The sequence below is a fragment of the Streptococcus gwangjuensis genome (assembly GCF_028156745.1).
In the GTDB taxonomy this organism is placed as follows: domain Bacteria; phylum Bacillota; class Bacilli; order Lactobacillales; family Streptococcaceae; genus Streptococcus; species Streptococcus gwangjuense_A.
The window spans coordinates 209,564-228,752 of sequence record NZ_JAODJG010000031.1; the positions used below are offsets into that span (position 1 = coordinate 209,564).

The following is a 19,189-nucleotide window of genomic DNA, read 5'->3' on the forward strand; positions in this document are numbered from 1 at the left end:
AGACGGAGGAAATACTATGCTCGGAATTTTAACCTTTATTCTGGTTTTCGGGATTATTGTGGTGGTGCACGAGTTTGGACACTTCTACTTTGCCAAGAAATCAGGGATTCTAGTGCGTGAATTTGCCATTGGTATGGGACCCAAGATCTTTGCTCACACTGGCAAGGATGGAACGGCCTATACCATTCGAATCTTGCCTCTGGGTGGCTATGTTCGCATGGCCGGTTGGGGTGATGATACAACTGAAATTAAGACAGGAACTCCTGTCAGTTTGACCCTTACTGATGATGGTAAGGTTAAACGCATCAATCTCTCAGGTAAAAAATTGGATCAAACAGCTCTTCCTATGCAGGTGACCCAGTTTGATTTTGAAGACAAGCTCTTTATCAAAGGATTAGTTCTGGAAGAAGAAAAAAGATTTGCAGTGGATCACGATGCAACGGTTGTGGAAGCAGATGGAACGGAGGTTCGGATTGCACCTTTAGATGTTCAATATCAAAATGCGACTATCTGGGGCAAACTGATTACCAACTTTGCAGGACCTATGAACAACTTTATCTTAGGTGTTGTTGTTTTCTGGATTTTAATCTTTATGCAGGGTGGTGTTAGAGATGTTGCTACCAATCAGTTCCATGTCATGCCCCAAGGGGCCTTGGCCAAGGTAGGAGTGCCAGAAACGGCACAGATTACCAAGATTGGCTCACATGAGGTGAGCAACTGGGAAAGTTTGATTCAGGCTGTGGAATCAGAAACCAAAGATAAGACGGCCCCAAGTTTGGTTGTGACTATTTCTGAAAATGGTAGTGACAAACAAGTAACGGTTACCCCAGAAGAAAGTCAAGGTCGTTACCTTTTAGGTGTTCAACCGGGGATTAAGTCAGATTTTCTGTCCATGTTTGTAGGTGGTTTTACAACTGCTGCTGACTCAGCTCTCCGAATTCTATCAGATCTGAAAAATCTGATTTTCCAACCGGATTTGAACAAGCTAGGTGGCCCTGTTGCCATCTTTAAGGCAAGTAGTGATGCTGCTAAAAATGGAATTGAAAATGTCTTGTACTTTTTGGCAGTGATTTCTATCAATATTGGGATTTTTAATCTGATTCCGATTCCAGCTCTGGATGGTGGTAAGATTGTGCTCAATATCCTAGAAGCTATCCGCCGCAAACCATTGAAACAAGAAATTGAAACCTATGTCACCTTGGCCGGAGTGGTCATCATGGTTGTCTTGATGATTGCTGTGACCTGGAATGACATCATGCGACTCTTTTTTAGATAATCGAGGAATATTATGAAACAAAGTAAAATGCCTATCCCAACGCTTCGCGAAATGCCAAGCGATGCCCAAGTTATCAGCCACGCTCTTATGTTGCGAGCTGGTTATGTTCGCCAAGTTTCAGCAGGTGTTTATTCTTATCTACCACTTGCCAACCGTGTGATTGAAAAAGCCAAAAATATCATGCGCCAAGAATTCGACAAGATTGGTGCCGTTGAGATGTTGGCTCCTGCTCTTCTTAGTGCAGAGTTGTGGCGCGAATCAGGTCGTTACGAAACTTATGGTGAGGACCTTTACAAACTAAAAAACCGTGAAAAATCAGACTTTATCCTAGGTCCAACTCACGAAGAAACCTTTACAGCTATTGTCCGTGATTCTGTTAAGTCTTACAAGCAATTGCCACTTAATCTTTACCAAATCCAGCCTAAGTATCGTGATGAAAAACGCCCACGTAATGGACTTCTCCGTACACGTGAGTTTATCATGAAGGATGCTTATAGCTTCCACGCTAACTATGATAGCTTGGACAGTGTTTACGATGAGTATAAGGCTGCTTATGAGCGTATTTTCACTCGTAGTGGTTTAGACTTCAAGGCTATTATTGGTGACGGTGGAGCTATGGGTGGTAAGGATAGCCAAGAATTTATGGCCATTACACCTGCTCGTACAGACCTTGACCGCTGGGTTGTCTTGGACAAGTCAGTTGCCTCATTTGACGAAATTCCTGCAGAAGTGCAAGAAGAAATCAAGGCAGAATTGCTCAAATGGATGGTCTCTGGTGAAGATACCATTGCTTACTCAAGTGAGTCTAGCTATGCGGCTAACTTGGAAATGGCAACAAACGAGTACAAACCAAGCAACCGTGTTGTCGCTGAAGAAGAAGTGACTCGTGTTGCAACACCAGATGTTAAATCAATCGATGAAGTTGCCGCCTTCCTCAACGTTCCAGAAGAACAAACAATTAAAACCCTCTTCTACATGGCAGATGGTGAGCTTGTTGCGGCCCTTCTAGTTGGAAATGACCAACTCAACGAAGTCAAGTTGAAAAACCACTTGGGAGCAGATTTCTTTGACGTTGCTAGTGAAGAAGAAGTGGCGAATCTTGTTCAAGCAGGATTTGGTTCACTTGGCCCGGTTGGTTTGCCAGAGAATGTTAAAATCATTGCAGACCGTAAGGTGCAAGATGTTCACAATGCAGTTGTCGGTGCTAACGAAGATGGCTACCACTTGACTGGTGTGAACCCAGGTCGTGATTTTACTGCAGAATATGTGGATATACGTGAAGTTCGTGAGGGTGAAATTTCCCCAGACGGGCAAGGAGTCCTTAACTTTGCGCGTGGTATCGAAATTGGTCACATCTTCAAACTCGGCACTCGCTATTCAGCAAGCATGGGAGCAGATGTTTTGGATGAAAATGGCCGTGCTGTGCCAATTATCATGGGATGTTACGGTATCGGTGTCAGTCGTCTCCTTTCAGCAGTGATGGAGCAACACGCTCGCCTCTTTGTTAACAAAACGCCAAAAGGTGAATACCGTTACGCTTGGGGAATCAACTTCCCTAAAGAATTGGCACCATTTGATGTGCACTTGATCACTGTCAATGTTAAGGATGAAGAAGCCCAGACTTTGACAGAAAAGCTTGAGGCAAGCTTGATGGGAGCTGGTTACGAAGTCTTGACGGATGACCGTAACGAACGTGTTGGAGTGAAATTCAGTGATAGCGACTTGATTGGATTGCCAATCCGTATCACTGTTGGTAAAAAAGCAGCCGATGGCATCGTAGAAGTGAAGATTAAAGCGACTGGTGATACCATCGAAGTTCATGCAGATAACGTGCTTGAAACGCTTGAAATCCTTAGCAAGAAATAAAAACTATAATCAGAAGAAAAACAAGGAAAAAATGTAACTAGTTTTTACCTTGTTTTTTCTGTATAATAGGAAAAATGAGTAGATAAAGAGGTAAATGTATGCTAAGATTTCCAAAGGATTTTGTCTGGGGATCCTCTACTTCTGGACCACAAACAGAAGGACGTGTAGCTGGTGACGGTAAGGGAGATAATCTCTGGGATTATTGGTACCAAGTGGAGCCAAATCGTTACTATAATGGAATTGGTCCAGATAAGACATCGACTTTTTATGAAAACTGGGAACAGGATATCGAGCTCTTGTTAGAAACTGGTCACACGGCCTTTCGAACTTCTATTCAGTGGTCACGGATTTTTCCACAAGGGAGTGGAAAAGTCAATTATCAGGGTGTAGATTTTTACCGTAAGGTTTTTGAGGCTATTAAGGCCAAAGGGATTCGTCTTTTAGTCAATCTTTATCATTTTGATTTGCCTTTTGTCCTTCAAGAGGATGGTGATGGTTGGGAAAATAAGGCGACTGTCTCAGCCTATGAAGACTATGCTCGTTTTTGTTTTGAGACTTATGGAGATTTAGTGGATCAATGGATTACCTTTAACGAGCCAATTGTTCCAGTAGAATTTGGATATTTTTACGATGCCCATTATCCACATAAGGTGGATGCAGAGGCAGCCGTTAAAGTAGCTTATCATACACAATTGGCCAGCAGTCGGGCGGTTAAGGCCTGTCATGAACTCTTGCCTGATTCCAAGATTGGGATTGTCCTCAACTTGACACCGGCTTATCCACGTAGCCAGCATCCTGCTGATGTCAAGGCTGCTCGCATTGCGGACCTTTTTCAGGCCCAATCTTTCTTAGATCCGTCTGTTTTGGGGACTTATCCACAGGAGTTGGTAGAAATCTTACATGAATACGGTCTCTTGCCTGATGCTACAGAGGAGGAGTTGGATATCATTCGTGACAATACTGTGGACTTCCTTGGTGTCAACTACTATCAACCTTTGCGTGTTATGGCTCCTCGATTTGCGAAGCATCCAGAGAGTCCTCTTTTGCCAGAACATTTTTATGAGCCTTATGTGATGCCTGGACGTAAAATCAATCCTCATCGTGGCTGGGAGATTTATGAGCAAGGGATTTATGACATTGCCCAAAATATCAAGGAAAATTATGGTAATATCGAGTGGATGTTGACAGAGAATGGTATGGGTGTTGAAGGGGAAGAAAAATTCCGTGAGAATGGAATGATTCAAGATGATTACCGTATTGACTTTGTAAAAGGTCATCTTCGCGAACTTCACCGTGCCATTGAAGACGGAGCCAATTGTAAGGGCTACTTGATTTGGACCTTTATCGATTGCTGGTCATGGCTCAATAGCTATAAAAATCGCTATGGCTTGGTCGAATTAGACTTGGAAACGCAAGAACGTCGTCTGAAGAAATCAGGGCACTGGTTCAAGGAATTAAGCGATAATAATGGATTTTAAAAAGGACTCTGACTGATTATCCTAATTGGTCAGAGTCTTTTGCTAACAGGAGCGTAATTTGAACTATACCAATTTTTACTCTTGACAAGTGAAAGAAACAAGTATATACTGTTTTTGCTGATTCTATAAAAGAGGAATTAGACTATACCAATTTTAAGGAGAAAGCACAGCTGGTCTGTGTCGTATATACTATGTGTGGAATTGTTGGTGTTGTTGGAAACACAAATGCAACTGATATTTTGATTCAAGGGCTTGAAAAGCTCGAATACCGTGGCTATGATTCTGCGGGGATTTTTGTCCTAGGTGGTGCTGAAAACCACTTGGTGAAGGCTGTTGGTCGTATCGCAGAATTGTCTGCTAAGACAGCTGGTGTTGAGGGGACAACGGGTATCGGACATACTCGTTGGGCTACTCACGGAAAACCAACGGAAGACAATGCTCACCCACATCGCTCTGAGACTGAACGTTTTGTTTTGGTGCACAATGGGGTCATTGAGAACTACCTTGAAATCAAGGAAGAATACCTTGCAGGTCACCACTTTAAGGGGCAAACAGATACTGAAATCGCTGTTCACTTGATTGGAAAATTTGCGGAAGAAGAAGGTCTCTCTGTTCTTGAAGCCTTCAAAAAAGCTCTTCACATCATCCGTGGTTCTTATGCTTTTGCCTTGGTTGACTCACAAGATCCTGAAGTCATCTACGTAGCTAAAAATAAATCACCACTCTTGATTGGTCTTGGTGAAGGTTATAACATGGTATGCTCAGATGCTATGGCTATGATTCGTGAAACCAACCAATACATGGAAATTCATGACCAAGAGTTGGTAATTGTCAAGGCTGATAGTGTGGAAGTTCAAGACTATGATGGAAATCGTCGTGAGCGTGCTAGCTACACTGCTGAGCTAGACTTGTCAGATATCGGTAAAGGAACTTACCCTTACTACATGCTTAAGGAAATTGACGAGCAACCAACTGTTATGCGTAAACTAATCCAAGCCTACACAGATGAGGCTGGTCAAGTAGTAGTAGACCCAGCTATCATCCAGGCTGTTCAAGACGCAGACCGTATCTACATCCTTGCAGCTGGGACATCTTACCACGCAGGATTTGCTTCTAAGAAAATGTTGGAAGAATTGACAGATACACCAGTTGAACTTGGAATTTCATCTGAGTGGGGTTACGGTATGCCACTTCTCAGCAAGAAACCACTCTTCATCTTTATCAGTCAGTCTGGTGAAACGGCGGATAGCCGTCAGGTTTTGGTCAAGGCTAATGAAATGGGAATCCCAAGCTTGACAGTGACAAACGTACCAGGTTCAACTCTTTCACGTGAAGCCAATCATACCATGCTCCTTCATGCAGGTCCTGAAATTGCCGTAGCATCAACAAAGGCTTATACAGCACAAATTGCAGCCCTTGCTTTTCTTGCAAAAGCAGTAGGAGAAGCAAATGGCAATGCTAAAGCGCAAGTCTTTGACTTGGTTCATGAGTTGTCAATCGTAGCTCAGTCTATCGAATCAACTCTTTCAGAGAAAGAAACCATTGAAGCCAAGGTTCGTGAGCTTCTTGAAACAACTCGCAACGCCTTTTATATTGGGCGTGGTCAAGATTACTACGTAGCTATGGAAGCAAGCCTTAAACTCAAAGAGATTTCTTATATCCAGTGTGAAGGCTTTGCGGCAGGAGAACTCAAGCACGGAACTATTGCCTTGATTGAAGAAGGAACGCCTGTTTTGGCTCTCTTGTCAGATCCAGTCCTTGCCAACCACACTCGTGGAAATATCCAAGAGGTGGCAGCCCGTGGTGCCAAGGTTCTCACTATTGCAGAAGAAAATGTTGCCAAAGATACAGATGATATCGTCCTTACGACTGTACACCCTTACCTCTCACCAATTTCAATGGTCGTGCCAACGCAATTAGTCGCTTACTTTGCAACACTCCACCGTGGGCTTGATGTGGACAAACCACGTAACCTTGCTAAGTCAGTAACGGTAGAATAAGCTTAAAAAGTCTAGTTATCTAGGCTTTTTCTTGTGAGCAAATCGGTTGCTTGTACTCAAGATTCGTGTTAGAATAATTTTTCAAAATGAAGGACCGGAATAGACAAGGAGAATCACTGTGGTAGAATTGGGAATTTCAACATTTGGAGAAACAACGGAGCTTGAAGGGACTGGGCAAACTTACAGTCATGCTGAACGCATTCGCCAGTTGCTGGCAGAGATTGAACTGGCTGACAAGGTTGGTTTGGATGTGTATGGGATTGGTGAGCACCATCGAGCGGATTTTGCGATATCTGCGCCAGAGATTGTTCTGGCAGCTGGGGCAGTCAATACCAAGAAGATTCGTTTGACCAGTGCAGTCAGCATTCTCTCAAGTATGGATCCGATTCGATTGTTCCAACAATATGCCACTATCGATGCTTTGTCAAATGGACGTGCGGAGATTATGGCCGGAAGGGGTTCTTTCACGGAATCTTTTCCCTTGTTTGGCTATGATTTGAAAGACTACGAAGCTCTTTTTGATGAGAAATTAGACTTGCTTCAATTAGTCAATGAAAAGATAAAACTAGATTGGCAAGGTCGATTGACCCAAACAATCTCTGGCAAAGAAGTTTATCCTCGTCCAGTTCAGGACAAATTGCCCTTGTGGATAGCGACAGGTGGTCATGTCGAATCAACTGTGAAGATTGCTCAGGCTGGTCTACCGATTGTTTATGCTATTATTGGTGGCAATCCGCGTTATTTTAAAAAGTTGATTCAGGCTTATCGTGAGATTGGAAGCGAAGCGGGTTATGCCAGTCAGGAACTAAAGGTTGGAGCTCATTCTTGGGGTTGGATTGCTGAAGATGGTGAGCAGGCTGTAAAAGATTATTTCCATCCGACTAAGCAAGTGGTGGATGCTATTTCCAAAGACCGTCCGCACTGGCAGGAATTGCGTTATGAGCAATATTTGGAGCAAGTTGGGCCAAATGGTGCTATGTTTGTGGGCAATTCAGATCAGGTGGCCGAAAAATTGATTCGCATGATTGAAGACTTAGGTTTGGATCGCTTTATGTTGCACCTACCTCTTGGTTCTATGCCTCATGAACAAGTCCTGAGAGCTATTGAACTCTTCGGTACACAAGTTGTACCCAAAGTACGGGCTTATTTTGCCATGAAAGAGGCTTAATAAAAAATCCTAATCAGGCTGATAAAAAATCTATATAACAACTATTTTAAAAAAGCAATAAACAGAAAAGAATCTCTGAAAAGCTAGTAAAATCAAGCTTTCCAGAGATTTTTTCGTTGTTGATATAAACAATATCAATCAAGTCGATAGTCAATATATATTGGGAAAAGGTCAAAAGGAGTGGTAAGATGGTTTCAATCCAAATGAAAGGAGAAAAGTATGACAAGTAAAAGAGAGCTAGTTTTTAAAGCCATCCGAGGAGAAGAGGTGGAACGAGTTCCTGTAGGCTTTTGGTTTCATTTTGTAACACTGGAGGAAAAAGGGCAAGGTTTAAATAACCCACGTATCTTTCAAAAAAGTGTAGAGGGACATCGGAAGTACGTTGAAAGAATTCATCCTGATTTTGTCAAAATGATGAGTGACGGATTTTTCATTTATCCAAGTAATGTCTACGGTCCTTTGGTTTCAAGTATTCAGGAGCTGGCTTCTATTGAGTCGATTGGTGAAAACCATCCTTGGATTCAGCAACAAGTAGAAGTGGTACAAGCTATTCGAGCAACCTTCACTGAGGAAATTGCTTCATTCTACAATATTTTTTCTCCGATTTCCTACTTGAAACGGTGGTTTCGTACAGCGACTTCTAGAGGTGATAAGGAGGTTGCAGATCTTTTTCTTGAAAATCCAGAGTTATTCAGTGAAATTTTAGACGTGATAGCAGAGGATATCGCTATCCTAACTAAAAAAATCATTCAGGATGGTGAAGCAGATGGAATCTATCTCAGTACTCAAGAAATTCAGGATGAGCGCATCACAGCAGAATTGTATCAGACCTATATTGAGCCAAGCAACATAAAGGTTTTAGAAGCTGCCAATCAGGTAGGTGGGGTAAATATCCTGCATATCTGCGGTTTCCAAGGTGCCAGTAACAATGTGACTATTTTCAAAGATTATCCAGCCCAGGTTTTCAATTGGGCAACCCACCATGAAGCAGTCAGTTTACCTCAAGGTCAGGAGCTATTTTATGGCAAAGCGGTCTTGGGTGGTTTTGAAAATGGGAAGCAGAGCCTGCTTTATGGAGGTAGCAAGGCTGAACTACAAGTGGAAACCAAACGCTTGTTAACTGAAGCTGGGACTAGAGGAGTCCTTCTTGGAGCGGATTGTACAGTTCCAGATGATTTTGAATTAGAAAGATTGGACTGGATTCGTCAGGCTGCTATTTTAGAATAGGAGGGCCTTATGAAAAGAAAAAAGTGGCTATTGATAGGGACGGCCCTCGGCTTTGTCATCTTACTTGCGATCAGTCTTACAAAGGGACTTACTTGTAAGGAAGGGCCAAGATGTCATGGAGTTCAGGATTTTCAGAAAGAAAGTCTTCCCTTTATTCAAACCAATGATATTGCCAGTGTTTTATTAGTCGAAAAAGAAAGAAATGGAGAATAGAGATGTCAGAAAAAAGAGAATGGGTTTTAAAAGCATTTAGAGGAGAAGCGGTCGACCGTGTGCCTGTCGGTTTTTGGCACCACTTTACATCAGAAGAGGAATGGTTAAAGGGATTTTCAAATCCTGTGATTATTGAAAAGAACATACAAGGTCACAAACGTTTTATCCGTGACCTACATCCAGACTTTATCAAGTTGATGAGTGATGGCTATTTTGCTTATCCAAATCCAGTTATTGCCAAAGGAAAGTCACTCCAAGAGCTGTCGGAGATTCAACCTCTGGGTGAAGATCATCCGTGGATTAGAGAGCAGGTAGAATTAGTGAAGAAGATTAAGCAGGAGTTTACGGAAGATATTGTTGCTATTTACAATATTTTTGCGCCTGTGACCTACCTCAAATGGTTACTTGGAGAAGTGTCTGGTGGAGATGATCTCATTGCAGATTTCTTAGTTCAAGATTCTCAGAAATTGAAAAAAGTACTTGATGTGATTGCGCAAGATATCGCTAGCTTGAGTCAAGCTATTATTAAAGATGCAGGAGCAGACGGTATCTATCTTAGTGTGCAAAGTATTCAGGATGCGCGTGTTTCTGTTGAAGACTATCAGGAGATTATTGCGCCGAGTGAACTGACTGTTTTAAATGCAGCTAAGTCGGTTGGTGGGGTTAATATCCTTCACATCTGTGGCTATGAAGGAGCCCGAAACGATATTCATATCTTCGCTGACTATCCAGCTCATGTTTTTAACTGGGCAGTTGGTCCAGAAGGGATTAGCTTAAAAGAAGGTCGTGAGATTTTCAAGGGTCGTGCTGTTTTGGGAGGATTTGAAAACGGTAAAGATGGCCTTCTCTATCGAGGCAGTAAGGAAGAAATTCAAGCTGAAACCAAACGCTTGATAGAAGAAACAGGTAAAGATGGCTTCATACTTGGAGCAGATTGTACCATTCCGAGCGACATTGCAGTGGAACGTATCCAGTGGGTGAGAGAAGCATTAAATAAATAAAGGAGAAGAATATGAGTAAGAAAACATGGATTATTGGTGGAGTTGCGGTTGTGGCAGTGCTTGGAGCAACGATTGTTGGTAGAACTTTGTCAGGAGCATCTGCTAAAGGTACAGATGCAGCTTCATCTGGACAAGTAACAACTTTAAAGGTTGCCCATACCCAAAACTATGTCCCTTATGATTTTATTGATGAAAAAGGGGAATCAGATGGTTATGAAGTCGCTGTTTTAAAGGCGGTTGATGAGAAATTAGCAGATTATAAATTTGAGTATACAGGAACTAGTGATGATGATCTCTTGATTGGACTGGAGTCTGGCAAGTACGATATTGGGACAAAAGGTGCTTGGTATACAGATGAAAGGGCTAAAAAATTCATCATTCCATCTGAGCCAGTAGGTGCTAGCATTATTGGTTTTACTGTCAGAAAAGAAGATGAAGGCAAATATAAGAATATTGATGATTTTGCCAAAAATAAAGGAAAATTAGTACCAATCTCTCCTCAAAATGCTCAGTGGAATGTCATCAATAGTTATAACGAGAAGCATAAGGATACACCAATTGAGTTGACAGCTGCTGAATCTTTCAAAGTGGCAGACGCTTATGCTTGGGTTTTAGAAGGACGTTATGATGCCTTCTTTGATATCAAGCTTTCTTTTGAAAAAGCAGTGACAGCTGAGGATGGTTCTTACCACCAATATGCGGACAAACTTAGCTGGTTCCCATATAAAGGAATCCCAACCTATCCATTGATTCATCGTGATGAAAAGGGCGAGAAGTTTGCTAAAGAATATGAAAAAGCGATTAAAGAATTAAAAGAAGATGGTACTCTTGCTAAACTTTCTCAAAAATACTTTAAAGAAGATGTCTTTAGTTATGTTGATAAAGATTAGATAAGCAATCAGGCATGCTAGAAAGAGGTTTACATGGTTTCATATGATTTTTCAAGAGTGTTCCAATTTTTACCCACCTTATGGCAGGCTCTTCCTATGACCTTGTCCGTTCTCTTTTTTACTACAATCCTTGGCTCCCTTTTCGGTGGCTTACTGGCTTGGGCACAAGTGGGAGAAGACAAGACTTTTGCAGGTCTTTCCAAGGGATACATTTTCACTCTTCGCTGTACTCCCCCAATTGTTTTACTGTTTTTAGTCTTTTATGGTTTACCTGAATTTTTAAAATGGTGGTTGAATTTAGATATTAACAACTGGTCTAAAACGGTCTTCGTATTATTTACCATGGTCTTGCTGTTTGCGGCTATCATTGCAGAAGTGTTTAAGGCCTCCTATCAGGCAATTCCAAAAGGTCAGATGGAAGCTGGAGTCAGTATTGGTCTGACACCTAGTCAGACATTTTGGAGAATCATTTTTCCTCAGGCTTTTCAAGTGGCTCTTCCAAATATGACGACCGCTATTCTAAATTTGATGCGGGACGCTGCCCTAGCCTATACGATTGGTTTTGTGGATGTCATGGGAGCTGGCAATCTCTTAATCAGTCGCAATTTGGGAAATTACTCTCTTGAAACCTATACAGCGGTTGCCATTCTTTATTGGGGTGTAGCCTTGGTTGTTTCCTTCTTGAGTTGCTTGTTAGAAAAATCTTTGGAAACGAAAGGGAGATAGGATATGGATTTAGACTATATTGCAAAAACCTTTTTAGAGACCTTAAAAGGGGTACCGACCACCTTGATTATCATGATTGTAGCCATGGTCTTAAGTTTTCTACCAGCCTTGTTTTTAGCTCTGGGACAAATTTATAAAGTAAAAGGTGTTCGAACTTTCTCTCTCGTGTATCTAGCTTTTATAAGAGCGACCCCTCCGATTTTGCTGATTCTTTTCTTCTATAGTTTGTTTCCGAGTTTGCTCAATCAATTTCTTAAAAGCATAGGAAGTAATGTTGACATCTTTAAACTCAATCCTATCTATTATGCTTTTATTATCTACAGCTTGATGACAACAGGGAGTTTATCAGAAATCTTACGTTCGGCTATTTTGACTGTCGATAAGGGACAATTAGAAGCTGCACAAGCGATTGGATTGACCAGTAGCCAGGCCTATGTGAGGATTGTTTTTCCACAGGCCTTGCGTTCAGCCCTGCCCAATTTGGCTAATTTAGTCATAAATATTGTAAAAGGAACCTCTTTGGTCTTTGTGATGACTATTAAGGATATTACAGCTATTGCCCGTGTTGAAGCGTCTTATGGTTATCAGTATTTTGAATCATACTTTGTTATCTTTTTACAGTACATTCTTATTTGCGGATTGATTCAATGGGGCTTTTCACTCTTAGAGAAACGCTATATTCGAAGAGAAAAGGGACAAGTAGCGCCCACTACAGGTTTAGCATAGGAGGATACAATGTTACAAGTAGAACATGTTGCAAAAAAATTTGGAGACAGACAAGTCTTAGAAGATGTTAATCTCAAGGTCAACCAAGGGGATGTGGTTGTAATCTTGGGGCCATCTGGATCAGGTAAAACGACTTTTCTCAGATGTCTCAATCATTTAGAAAAGGCTGATAGTGGTTCTTTGAAGCTTGCGGATAAAGACTACGACCTTGGCAAATTGACTAAAAAAGACATTTTAGAAATTCGCCAGAAGACTGCCTTTGTTTTTCAACATTATAATTTATTTGCTAATAAAACGGCCTTGGAAAATATTTTAGAGGGCCTGGTGATTGCTCGGAAAATTCCTAAGGAAGAAGCCATCAAACGTGCGGAAGCTTCCTTAGAAAAAGTTGGTTTACTAGCTTATAAGGATTACTATCCATCTCAACTTTCTGGAGGACAGCAACAGCGAATCGGTATTGCCCGTGCAATCGCTGTGAAACCAGAGGTTATTCTGCTGGATGAGCCAACATCAGCCTTGGATCCAGAGTTGGTAGGGGATGTTTTGGATGTTTTAAAACAGTTAGCAAAAGAAGGGGTTACTATGGTAGTAGTGACTCATGAGATGGGCTTTGCCAGAGATGTAGCCAATCATGTTATTTTTATGGACGGTGGGAAAATTGTTGAAGAAAATAATGCCCATGAATTCTTTAGCCGTCCAAAAGAAGAACGAACCAAGCAATTTTTGGCAAGAATCCTTTCGGATGCGACCTATAGTGTGGAATATATGATTTGATAGATAGGATTATCAGGTCAAAAATCAATCCCCCGAGCCTTAATGCTCGGAGGATTTTTCTATAGGAGGGCTGGTTTAATTCTCTTTTTTGTTTTTTAGTAAGAACCCGAGACCGAGAAGGGCAAGGAGGCTGATTCCTGCCAACAGGAGTTTGTTATCGTTTTTAGTTCCTGTATTTGGAAGTTCAGCTTGTTTAGCTAGAGGCGCAGGTATATTTTCCTTGCTAGGATTTTCTACTGATTCGTTTTGAACAGCTTCACTTACAGATGATGGTTGTGCTGCTTGTACTGGCTTTTCAGTTTGTGAATCAGTTGTAGCTTGGCTAGGTTTATCTTCTGCATCAGCTACTTTTGCATCTGGTTTAGGAGCATCTGGTTTAGTAGAATCTGGTTTAGTAGAATCTGGTTTAGTAGAATCAGGTCTAGCTTGTGGAGCTGGATCTTGATGTTCAGGTTTGACCACTCGGTTTGAAATAGTACCTTGGTCATTATTTTGCCCTTGTTCTTGTTTTAAGCTTGAAAGGTCAAATTCTGGTTTTTCTTCCATAGCTGGGGCAACGATGGCACCGCCTTGAGAGATTCGAAGAACAGTAGCTGTAAGGGCATTTAATTTCAAGCCTTTTTCAGTCCACTCAAGTCCTTTCGGGTTGGCAATTCCGACTGGTCCTGCTTGGTTTTCATCTGCCAAAACTTCAGCATTTCTGAGATGTGCAAATGCAGTTCCCAAATTAAATTCGCGAGCTTTTTCGTCTGCATTGACAAAGACTGCGTAGATATCCCCATTTGGAGCAGTGATTTGGTAGCCAATCACTACATCCTCTTTTTCCACACCATTTTGGCCTGGAACAGTGATGAGGTGAACACGGTCTTTGATATCTTGGAGACTCTTAAGTCGGAAGGCATCTGTAGATTGACGAAGGGCAATCAACCCTTTCATATAGTCACGGCTCTTGACATTTTCAGGGAAAGCTTTCCCATCTGTAGCCTTAGTCCAGTCAAATTTGTTGACAGCATCACTCGAGTCGTAAGAGTCATGGATGAAGTAAGGATAGTCAAATGGATTGCCATCCTTATCACGCAACAAGTGAGATTTATTTGGTTGTTTGTCCTCTGCTACTGGAGTCTTGTAGGCTGGGTCACGGAATTGTTTGGTACGTCCATATTCCTGACCAGAGTGGATAAATGGAGTCCCTTGAGCTGTTAAGACCATGAGGTTTCCAAGTCGCAAGCGACGATGAATTTCAGCATAGTTCTCAGCCTTGCTTGGGTCTTTTTTGATAGATTGGGCGATGATGTCAAAGAGGGTCAAGTTATCATGGGCTGCGATGTATTGAATCACATCGCCAGGACTGTCTGCTTCAAAGTTGGTTGGTTGAGCAATCAGATTTTTGAAGATAGTGTTGATATCACGCTTGCCACCTGTGATAAAGGCAGGTTGACCTTCGTTTGGATAACCAGACTTGAGGTTGTTACGGATGTCGTCTGAAAAGACAGCGACAGTATCGGTATGCTTCATCCAATCTTGGTCAGCAGCTTTAGTAGGCATATTTTCATCACCAGCATAGGTTCTCCAACCTTCACCCAGCATGATTAGGTTAGGATTGAGGGCGCGTGCAGCCTTGTAAGCTTCTTCGATAGAAGCTGCATCGTGGTCACCCATCATATCGAAACGGAATCCATCCACTTTGTAGGTATCAACTAGATATTTGATAGAGTCAACTAGGAGCCGTTTGGTCATATGGTGGGTTGTTCCCAAGCGTCCACCACCAAAGCTAGTGCGAGGTGTCCCATCAGCATCCATAAAGTGGTAGTAGTTTGGTTCTAAATCTTCAAAGATATCGACTTTGGCTGTATGGTTATAAACTACATCCAGAATAGCTCCCATGCCACGTTTGTGGATTTCGTTGATGAGGTTTTTAAATTCTGCAATTCGTTTTTCTGGATTCTTAGGATCGCTTGAGTACATACCAGTCAATGAGAAGTAGTTTTGAGGGTCATATCCCCAGTTGTAATTGCTGTTGCTTGAAGCATAGTCAGACAAGCGTTCATGATTTTTCAATTCATTGACAAAGTAGTAAGACAAGACTGGAAGGAGCTGGATGTGGGTTACACCCAAGTCTTTGAGGTAGTCTAGTTTTTCGATAAAGGCTTCAAAGGTACCAAATGGTTTGGTCAAGTCTTTTGCAATGGCAGGATCTGAGGTGAAGTCACGCACATGAGCTTCGTAGATAACGGCATCTTCACGAGTCTTGAAGTTGTGAATCTTACCATAAGTCAAGTCTTGAGGTCCGAGTTTAGCTGGATCTACAAAGGCGGCTTTAGCCACTTTATGGGCATCGTCAATCTTAGCATCGTCGCTATTCCAAGCAGCGAGGGACTTAGCGTAAGGATCGAGTGCAAGAACAGTTTTACCTTGGCGCTCGATTTGGTAGTGGTAGTAGTAGCCAGTGTAATTGCTGATGCCGAGACCAGAGTTTTCATTCAGAGTTTGTTTCCAGGTTCCTTTTTCACCTTTTTCAAGAGCGACAGTTCCAACTACTTTTTCAGGATCATTCTTATCGTAAACAACGACAGAAACCTTATCAGCACTTGGTGACCAAAGGGTTAAATCAACCTGTTTTCCTTCTTCTTTTAGGTCAGCTCCAAGTTTGCCATCATAACTGTAAGTTTCATCTTTCAGGCGCCAGCTTGTTTTGGTAGTGAATTTGTCAGAGTTGTAGCTAACGGTATAAGGATGTTTTGTGTCAGAGAAATCTCCGCTGTAGGTCACTTTCTTGCCAGCTTCATCGATTGCAACATCGGTGATAGTTACCTTATTTCCTAGGTGATTAGTAATGTTGGAGTGTTTGAGGATATCCTCTTTTTTAGCACCGACAAGTGTTGAAAAACTACTCTCAATGCTAGAAGTGCCTACGTGTTGGGCTCCTGTCATACGGATATCATGGACATAGTATGGATTTGTGTAAATCGATTCATCATCGTCTTTTAGGAAAATTTGGCTATGATTTTTTAAATCTGTGAACTTATAATCTTCTTTACGGATTTTCACATCGTCTCCTTGTTTGTTTCTGTCTAGTAATAAAAATCCAAGGTCTTTAGCTGCATCTTTGAGTGGAATATCGATATAGCGACCATATTTGCCTGTAGCTGTAAAGTCTGTTCCATTAGGCCATTCTCCACTACTTGGGTTTTTGACATCGCCCCAATACCAAAGAGATTTTTTGTCATAGTTGCCATCGGTGCGATAGTAGTTGACACGAATAGTTCCTGCTGGTTGAGGGCGGTAGTTGTATACCTTGTAGTTTTCATCTAGCCAGGCCTCATTCATTTTTGGAGAGAGACGCTCTACCGAACGGTCCCCCGTCAGGTTATCCCCTTTGGTATTGTTGATAAGGAAGCTGACTTTCTTGGCTTGCTCATTTTTGAGTTTGACATCTAGGTAATAGCCGTAGTCATCTTGCTTGGCATCCTTGAAGGATCGGGCTCCATTGGGCCAATTTTCAGATGGTTTTTCAACATCGTCCCAAGTCCATAGTCCTTGAGTATCCTTGTTTTCTTCAGGGAGTTTCTTTACATGGATGCGGAAGTGGTTATCTGCGATGGGTTCTTCTGCTTTAGTTTCAGTCGCTGCTGGACTAATAGCAGTAGTTGGCTCACTTGAACGATCTTGTCCGGTTTGTGGTGCTGAATCGGCTGGGCTTGAAACAGGAGTTGTTGGCTCTGTTGCAGGTTTTTCTTCTTTTTTCTCTAGGGAAGCGTTTGCATTTTCAGGTGAAGAAATATCACTTTCCTTCTTACTAGAGCTAACTGCTGTATCAGTAAGAGGCTGAGTAAGGGAGGTTGTATTTCTGTTGCTAGGTTCGTTAGTGCTTGTAGTATTTTCGTTGGCTGAGATAGTTGGTGTAGCCATGGCAAGCAGAACAAGGCTTGCTCCAATAAGGACAGAACCAGTTCCATTTTTAAGGGAACGGATGCTGTAAACCATTTTTTTCTCAGTGTGAGATTGTGTTTTTCTCATAATCATTCTCCAATCAATAAATTTCTATATCAGTATAGCACTTAGTAAAATAAGATGCAAGCGTTTTCCTGAAATTAAACTAAAAGAAAAATCGCAACAAATTTTGTTACGATTTAGCCAGTCTTTCTTTATGAATTTGAGAAGCCATCAGGTGGAGGTGGTAAAATAGTTCTGCTGTAGAGAAATTACGACTGTAGATAAGTGGTTTAGGAGAGTTGGTGACAGGAAAGGTGGTGATAACAATATCGTGCGGGATTTGATTGAGAACTGAGAAAGAAATCGTAGATTCTTCCCAAGAATCAAATAGATAGAGATTGTTGCCGTAGTGAGTTAGGGTATCGATTAGGATTTGTGCATGATGGCTATCCAGATGACTAATAACCAAAACGCGTATTTTGGGAAGTTTTTGAAGCAGTTGGACTAAAATCCGATGCCCTTGGATGGTGAAGGTGTAGATCATCTCTTGTAGCTTACTTGACTTACTGTTTAGTCCCATCTCAGTCAGATAAGATTGGAATTTGTGTTGACTCACTTCAAATAGTTTTGGAAATTCTTTTTGATAATTGCTTAAAATCTGGGATTTCTGTTTGTCGAGAGACTGGTTACTGAGCAAATGGAAGAAATCAGATTGGGCAGTGTAGTGGAGGAGCCAAATCAATTCCTCGCGATTTTCAATCTGTAGGTGAAATTCTTTAGCTAACTCTTCTAAGATTTGACTCAATAAACGGTAGGATTTTTGGATATGATGAATATCACCCAGTGCTCCATTATTAGGATTGTTTGCAATTTGAAGAGATTTGGTTGGGTTTGAAAATAGCTGTTCCAGTGTTTCCTTTGTCGGCTCAAAATGGAGTTTTCTAGCCAGCTTTTTGATATCTTGTTCAAACTGCGGAATTTGCATGAGAGAACTGTAGTGACTAGTTAAAAGGGGAGTAGGATTTTTAATCAAGTATCTCTTATTAAACCGCTCTAGATTGATAGCTAGGGTATATTTGATTTGCCGTAAGCTACTGAGGTTGGGTGAAACTTGTTGGGCGTCCAAAAATAGCTGAATCAAGTGAGTGAGTGATTCTTCAGAAATAGAAGGGAAGGGCCAATCAAGAAAGTCGTAACTTTGGCTAAAGTAGTCTAGATAAAAGGCACGAATGTCCTCTTCTGTTCCCTTCATGACTAAAGGGGAAAGTTGGATTTTAATGCCATAGTGTTGGGGAAGTTTAGTATTTAGATGTTGGATGATTTCCTGAACTCGTTCGCAACTCATTACAAGTTCTTGACACATTTGCTCAAGTGATTGTCCCTCATTGAAAAACAACTGGTTCAAAAAGGAGTAGGTTTCAGATTGTTTAAAAATCGCAGTTCTGGGATCCAAGACGTTTTGGAAGTCAAACTGCAATTGAATGCCTTTTTTTCTTGATTGAAGCAGGAGGTTTGGAAATAATTGCTCAAGCTCAAAAAGGTGTTCTTGCAATTCTTCTATTGAAAAATTCAGTTTCTCAGCCAAGTCTGGAATTTCTATCCAATCATGGTGTTTGGTTAATTCTTCCAGTAAGAATAGCAAATCTTGTTCAGTCTTAGAAAGCAAGATATTCATCATAAATCTCCCTATATATTTATACATATATATTAAAATAAAAGCCTAGTAAAGTCAAGAAAAACAGCCCAAGATAAAATAGGAAAATCGTAATTTACTATATTTTTGTGAACTACTAAGCTGAAAATGAAATTTGTAAAGTGAAAGTTGAATTTAATTTTTTATAGGAAAAGATTTTGTCAAAAATTCGTTAATACCCTTGAAAAATCTAGCTAAATAGGGTATAATGTAAATAA

At 41.3% G+C, this 19,189-nt stretch carries 14 protein-coding genes; 12 read left to right on the forward strand and 2 right to left on the reverse strand.

Annotated features, from left to right (window positions below; translation table 11 throughout):
• Positions 1-16 precede the first annotated feature (16 nt).
• From rseP to N5909_RS04925, 12 genes are all read left to right on the forward strand, one after another.
• Entirely contained in the window at positions 17-1,276 is a 1,260-nt protein-coding gene (gene rseP, locus N5909_RS04870) for an RIP metalloprotease RseP (protein WP_033682389.1), read from the forward strand.
• Positions 1,277-1,288: 12 nt separating this feature from the next.
• Complete coding sequence (locus N5909_RS04875; protein ID WP_271630893.1) at positions 1,289-3,142, forward strand: proline--tRNA ligase; 1,854 nt, start codon at positions 1,289-1,291, stop codon at positions 3,140-3,142.
• A gap of 98 nt (positions 3,143-3,240) precedes the next feature.
• Positions 3,241-4,620 carry a 6-phospho-beta-glucosidase gene (bglA, locus tag N5909_RS04880; protein WP_271630894.1) on the forward strand — a complete coding sequence of 460 codons (1,380 nt, stop codon included), beginning with the start codon at positions 3,241-3,243 and terminating at the stop codon, positions 4,618-4,620.
• A 191-nt stretch (positions 4,621-4,811) separates the two neighbouring features.
• Complete coding sequence (gene glmS, locus N5909_RS04885) at positions 4,812-6,620, forward strand: glutamine--fructose-6-phosphate transaminase (isomerizing) (protein WP_084950758.1); 1,809 nt, start codon at positions 4,812-4,814, stop codon at positions 6,618-6,620.
• Between the two features lie 118 nt (positions 6,621-6,738).
• On the forward strand, positions 6,739-7,788 hold the full coding sequence (locus N5909_RS04890; RefSeq protein ID WP_049542595.1) for an LLM class flavin-dependent oxidoreductase: 1,050 nt from the start codon (positions 6,739-6,741) through the stop codon (positions 7,786-7,788).
• Positions 7,789-8,007: 219 nt separating this feature from the next.
• Positions 8,008-9,015 carry a uroporphyrinogen decarboxylase family protein gene (locus N5909_RS04895; RefSeq protein WP_033682381.1) on the forward strand — a complete coding sequence of 336 codons (1,008 nt, stop codon included), beginning with the start codon at positions 8,008-8,010 and terminating at the stop codon, positions 9,013-9,015.
• Between the two features lie 9 nt (positions 9,016-9,024).
• On the forward strand, positions 9,025-9,228 hold the full coding sequence (locus tag N5909_RS04900; RefSeq protein ID WP_033682379.1) for a hypothetical protein: 204 nt from the start codon (positions 9,025-9,027) through the stop codon (positions 9,226-9,228).
• Between the two features lie 2 nt (positions 9,229-9,230).
• Positions 9,231-10,229, forward strand: a complete 999-nt coding sequence (locus N5909_RS04905; RefSeq protein WP_033682377.1) for a uroporphyrinogen decarboxylase family protein — start codon at positions 9,231-9,233, stop codon at positions 10,227-10,229.
• A gap of 11 nt (positions 10,230-10,240) precedes the next feature.
• Positions 10,241-11,119, forward strand: coding sequence for a transporter substrate-binding domain-containing protein (locus N5909_RS04910; RefSeq protein ID WP_033682375.1), 879 nt, complete (start codon positions 10,241-10,243; stop codon positions 11,117-11,119).
• Positions 11,120-11,152: 33 nt separating this feature from the next.
• Positions 11,153-11,845, forward strand: a complete 693-nt coding sequence (locus tag N5909_RS04915) for an amino acid ABC transporter permease (protein WP_033682373.1) — start codon at positions 11,153-11,155, stop codon at positions 11,843-11,845.
• A gap of 3 nt (positions 11,846-11,848) precedes the next feature.
• Complete coding sequence (locus N5909_RS04920) at positions 11,849-12,571, forward strand: amino acid ABC transporter permease (protein ID WP_033682371.1); 723 nt, start codon at positions 11,849-11,851, stop codon at positions 12,569-12,571.
• Positions 12,572-12,580: 9 nt separating this feature from the next.
• Positions 12,581-13,345 (forward strand): amino acid ABC transporter ATP-binding protein, encoded by a 765-nt coding sequence (locus tag N5909_RS04925; RefSeq protein WP_033682370.1) that lies wholly within the window; start codon positions 12,581-12,583, stop codon positions 13,343-13,345.
• A 75-nt stretch (positions 13,346-13,420) separates the two neighbouring features.
• Here the strand turns inward: N5909_RS04925 and N5909_RS04930 are convergent, their stop codons facing one another.
• Both N5909_RS04930 and N5909_RS04935 read right to left on the reverse strand, forming a co-directional pair.
• Positions 13,421-17,362: a pullulanase gene (locus N5909_RS04930; protein WP_033682369.1), complete on the reverse strand. Its 3,942-nt coding sequence runs from the start codon at positions 17,360-17,362 to the stop codon at positions 13,421-13,423.
• A gap of 106 nt (positions 17,363-17,468) precedes the next feature.
• A complete protein-coding gene (locus N5909_RS04935; protein ID WP_271630904.1) occupies positions 17,469-18,953 on the reverse strand; it encodes a M protein trans-acting positive regulator PRD domain-containing protein in 1,485 nt (494 codons plus the stop codon).
• Between the last annotated feature and the right edge of the window lie 236 nt (positions 18,954-19,189).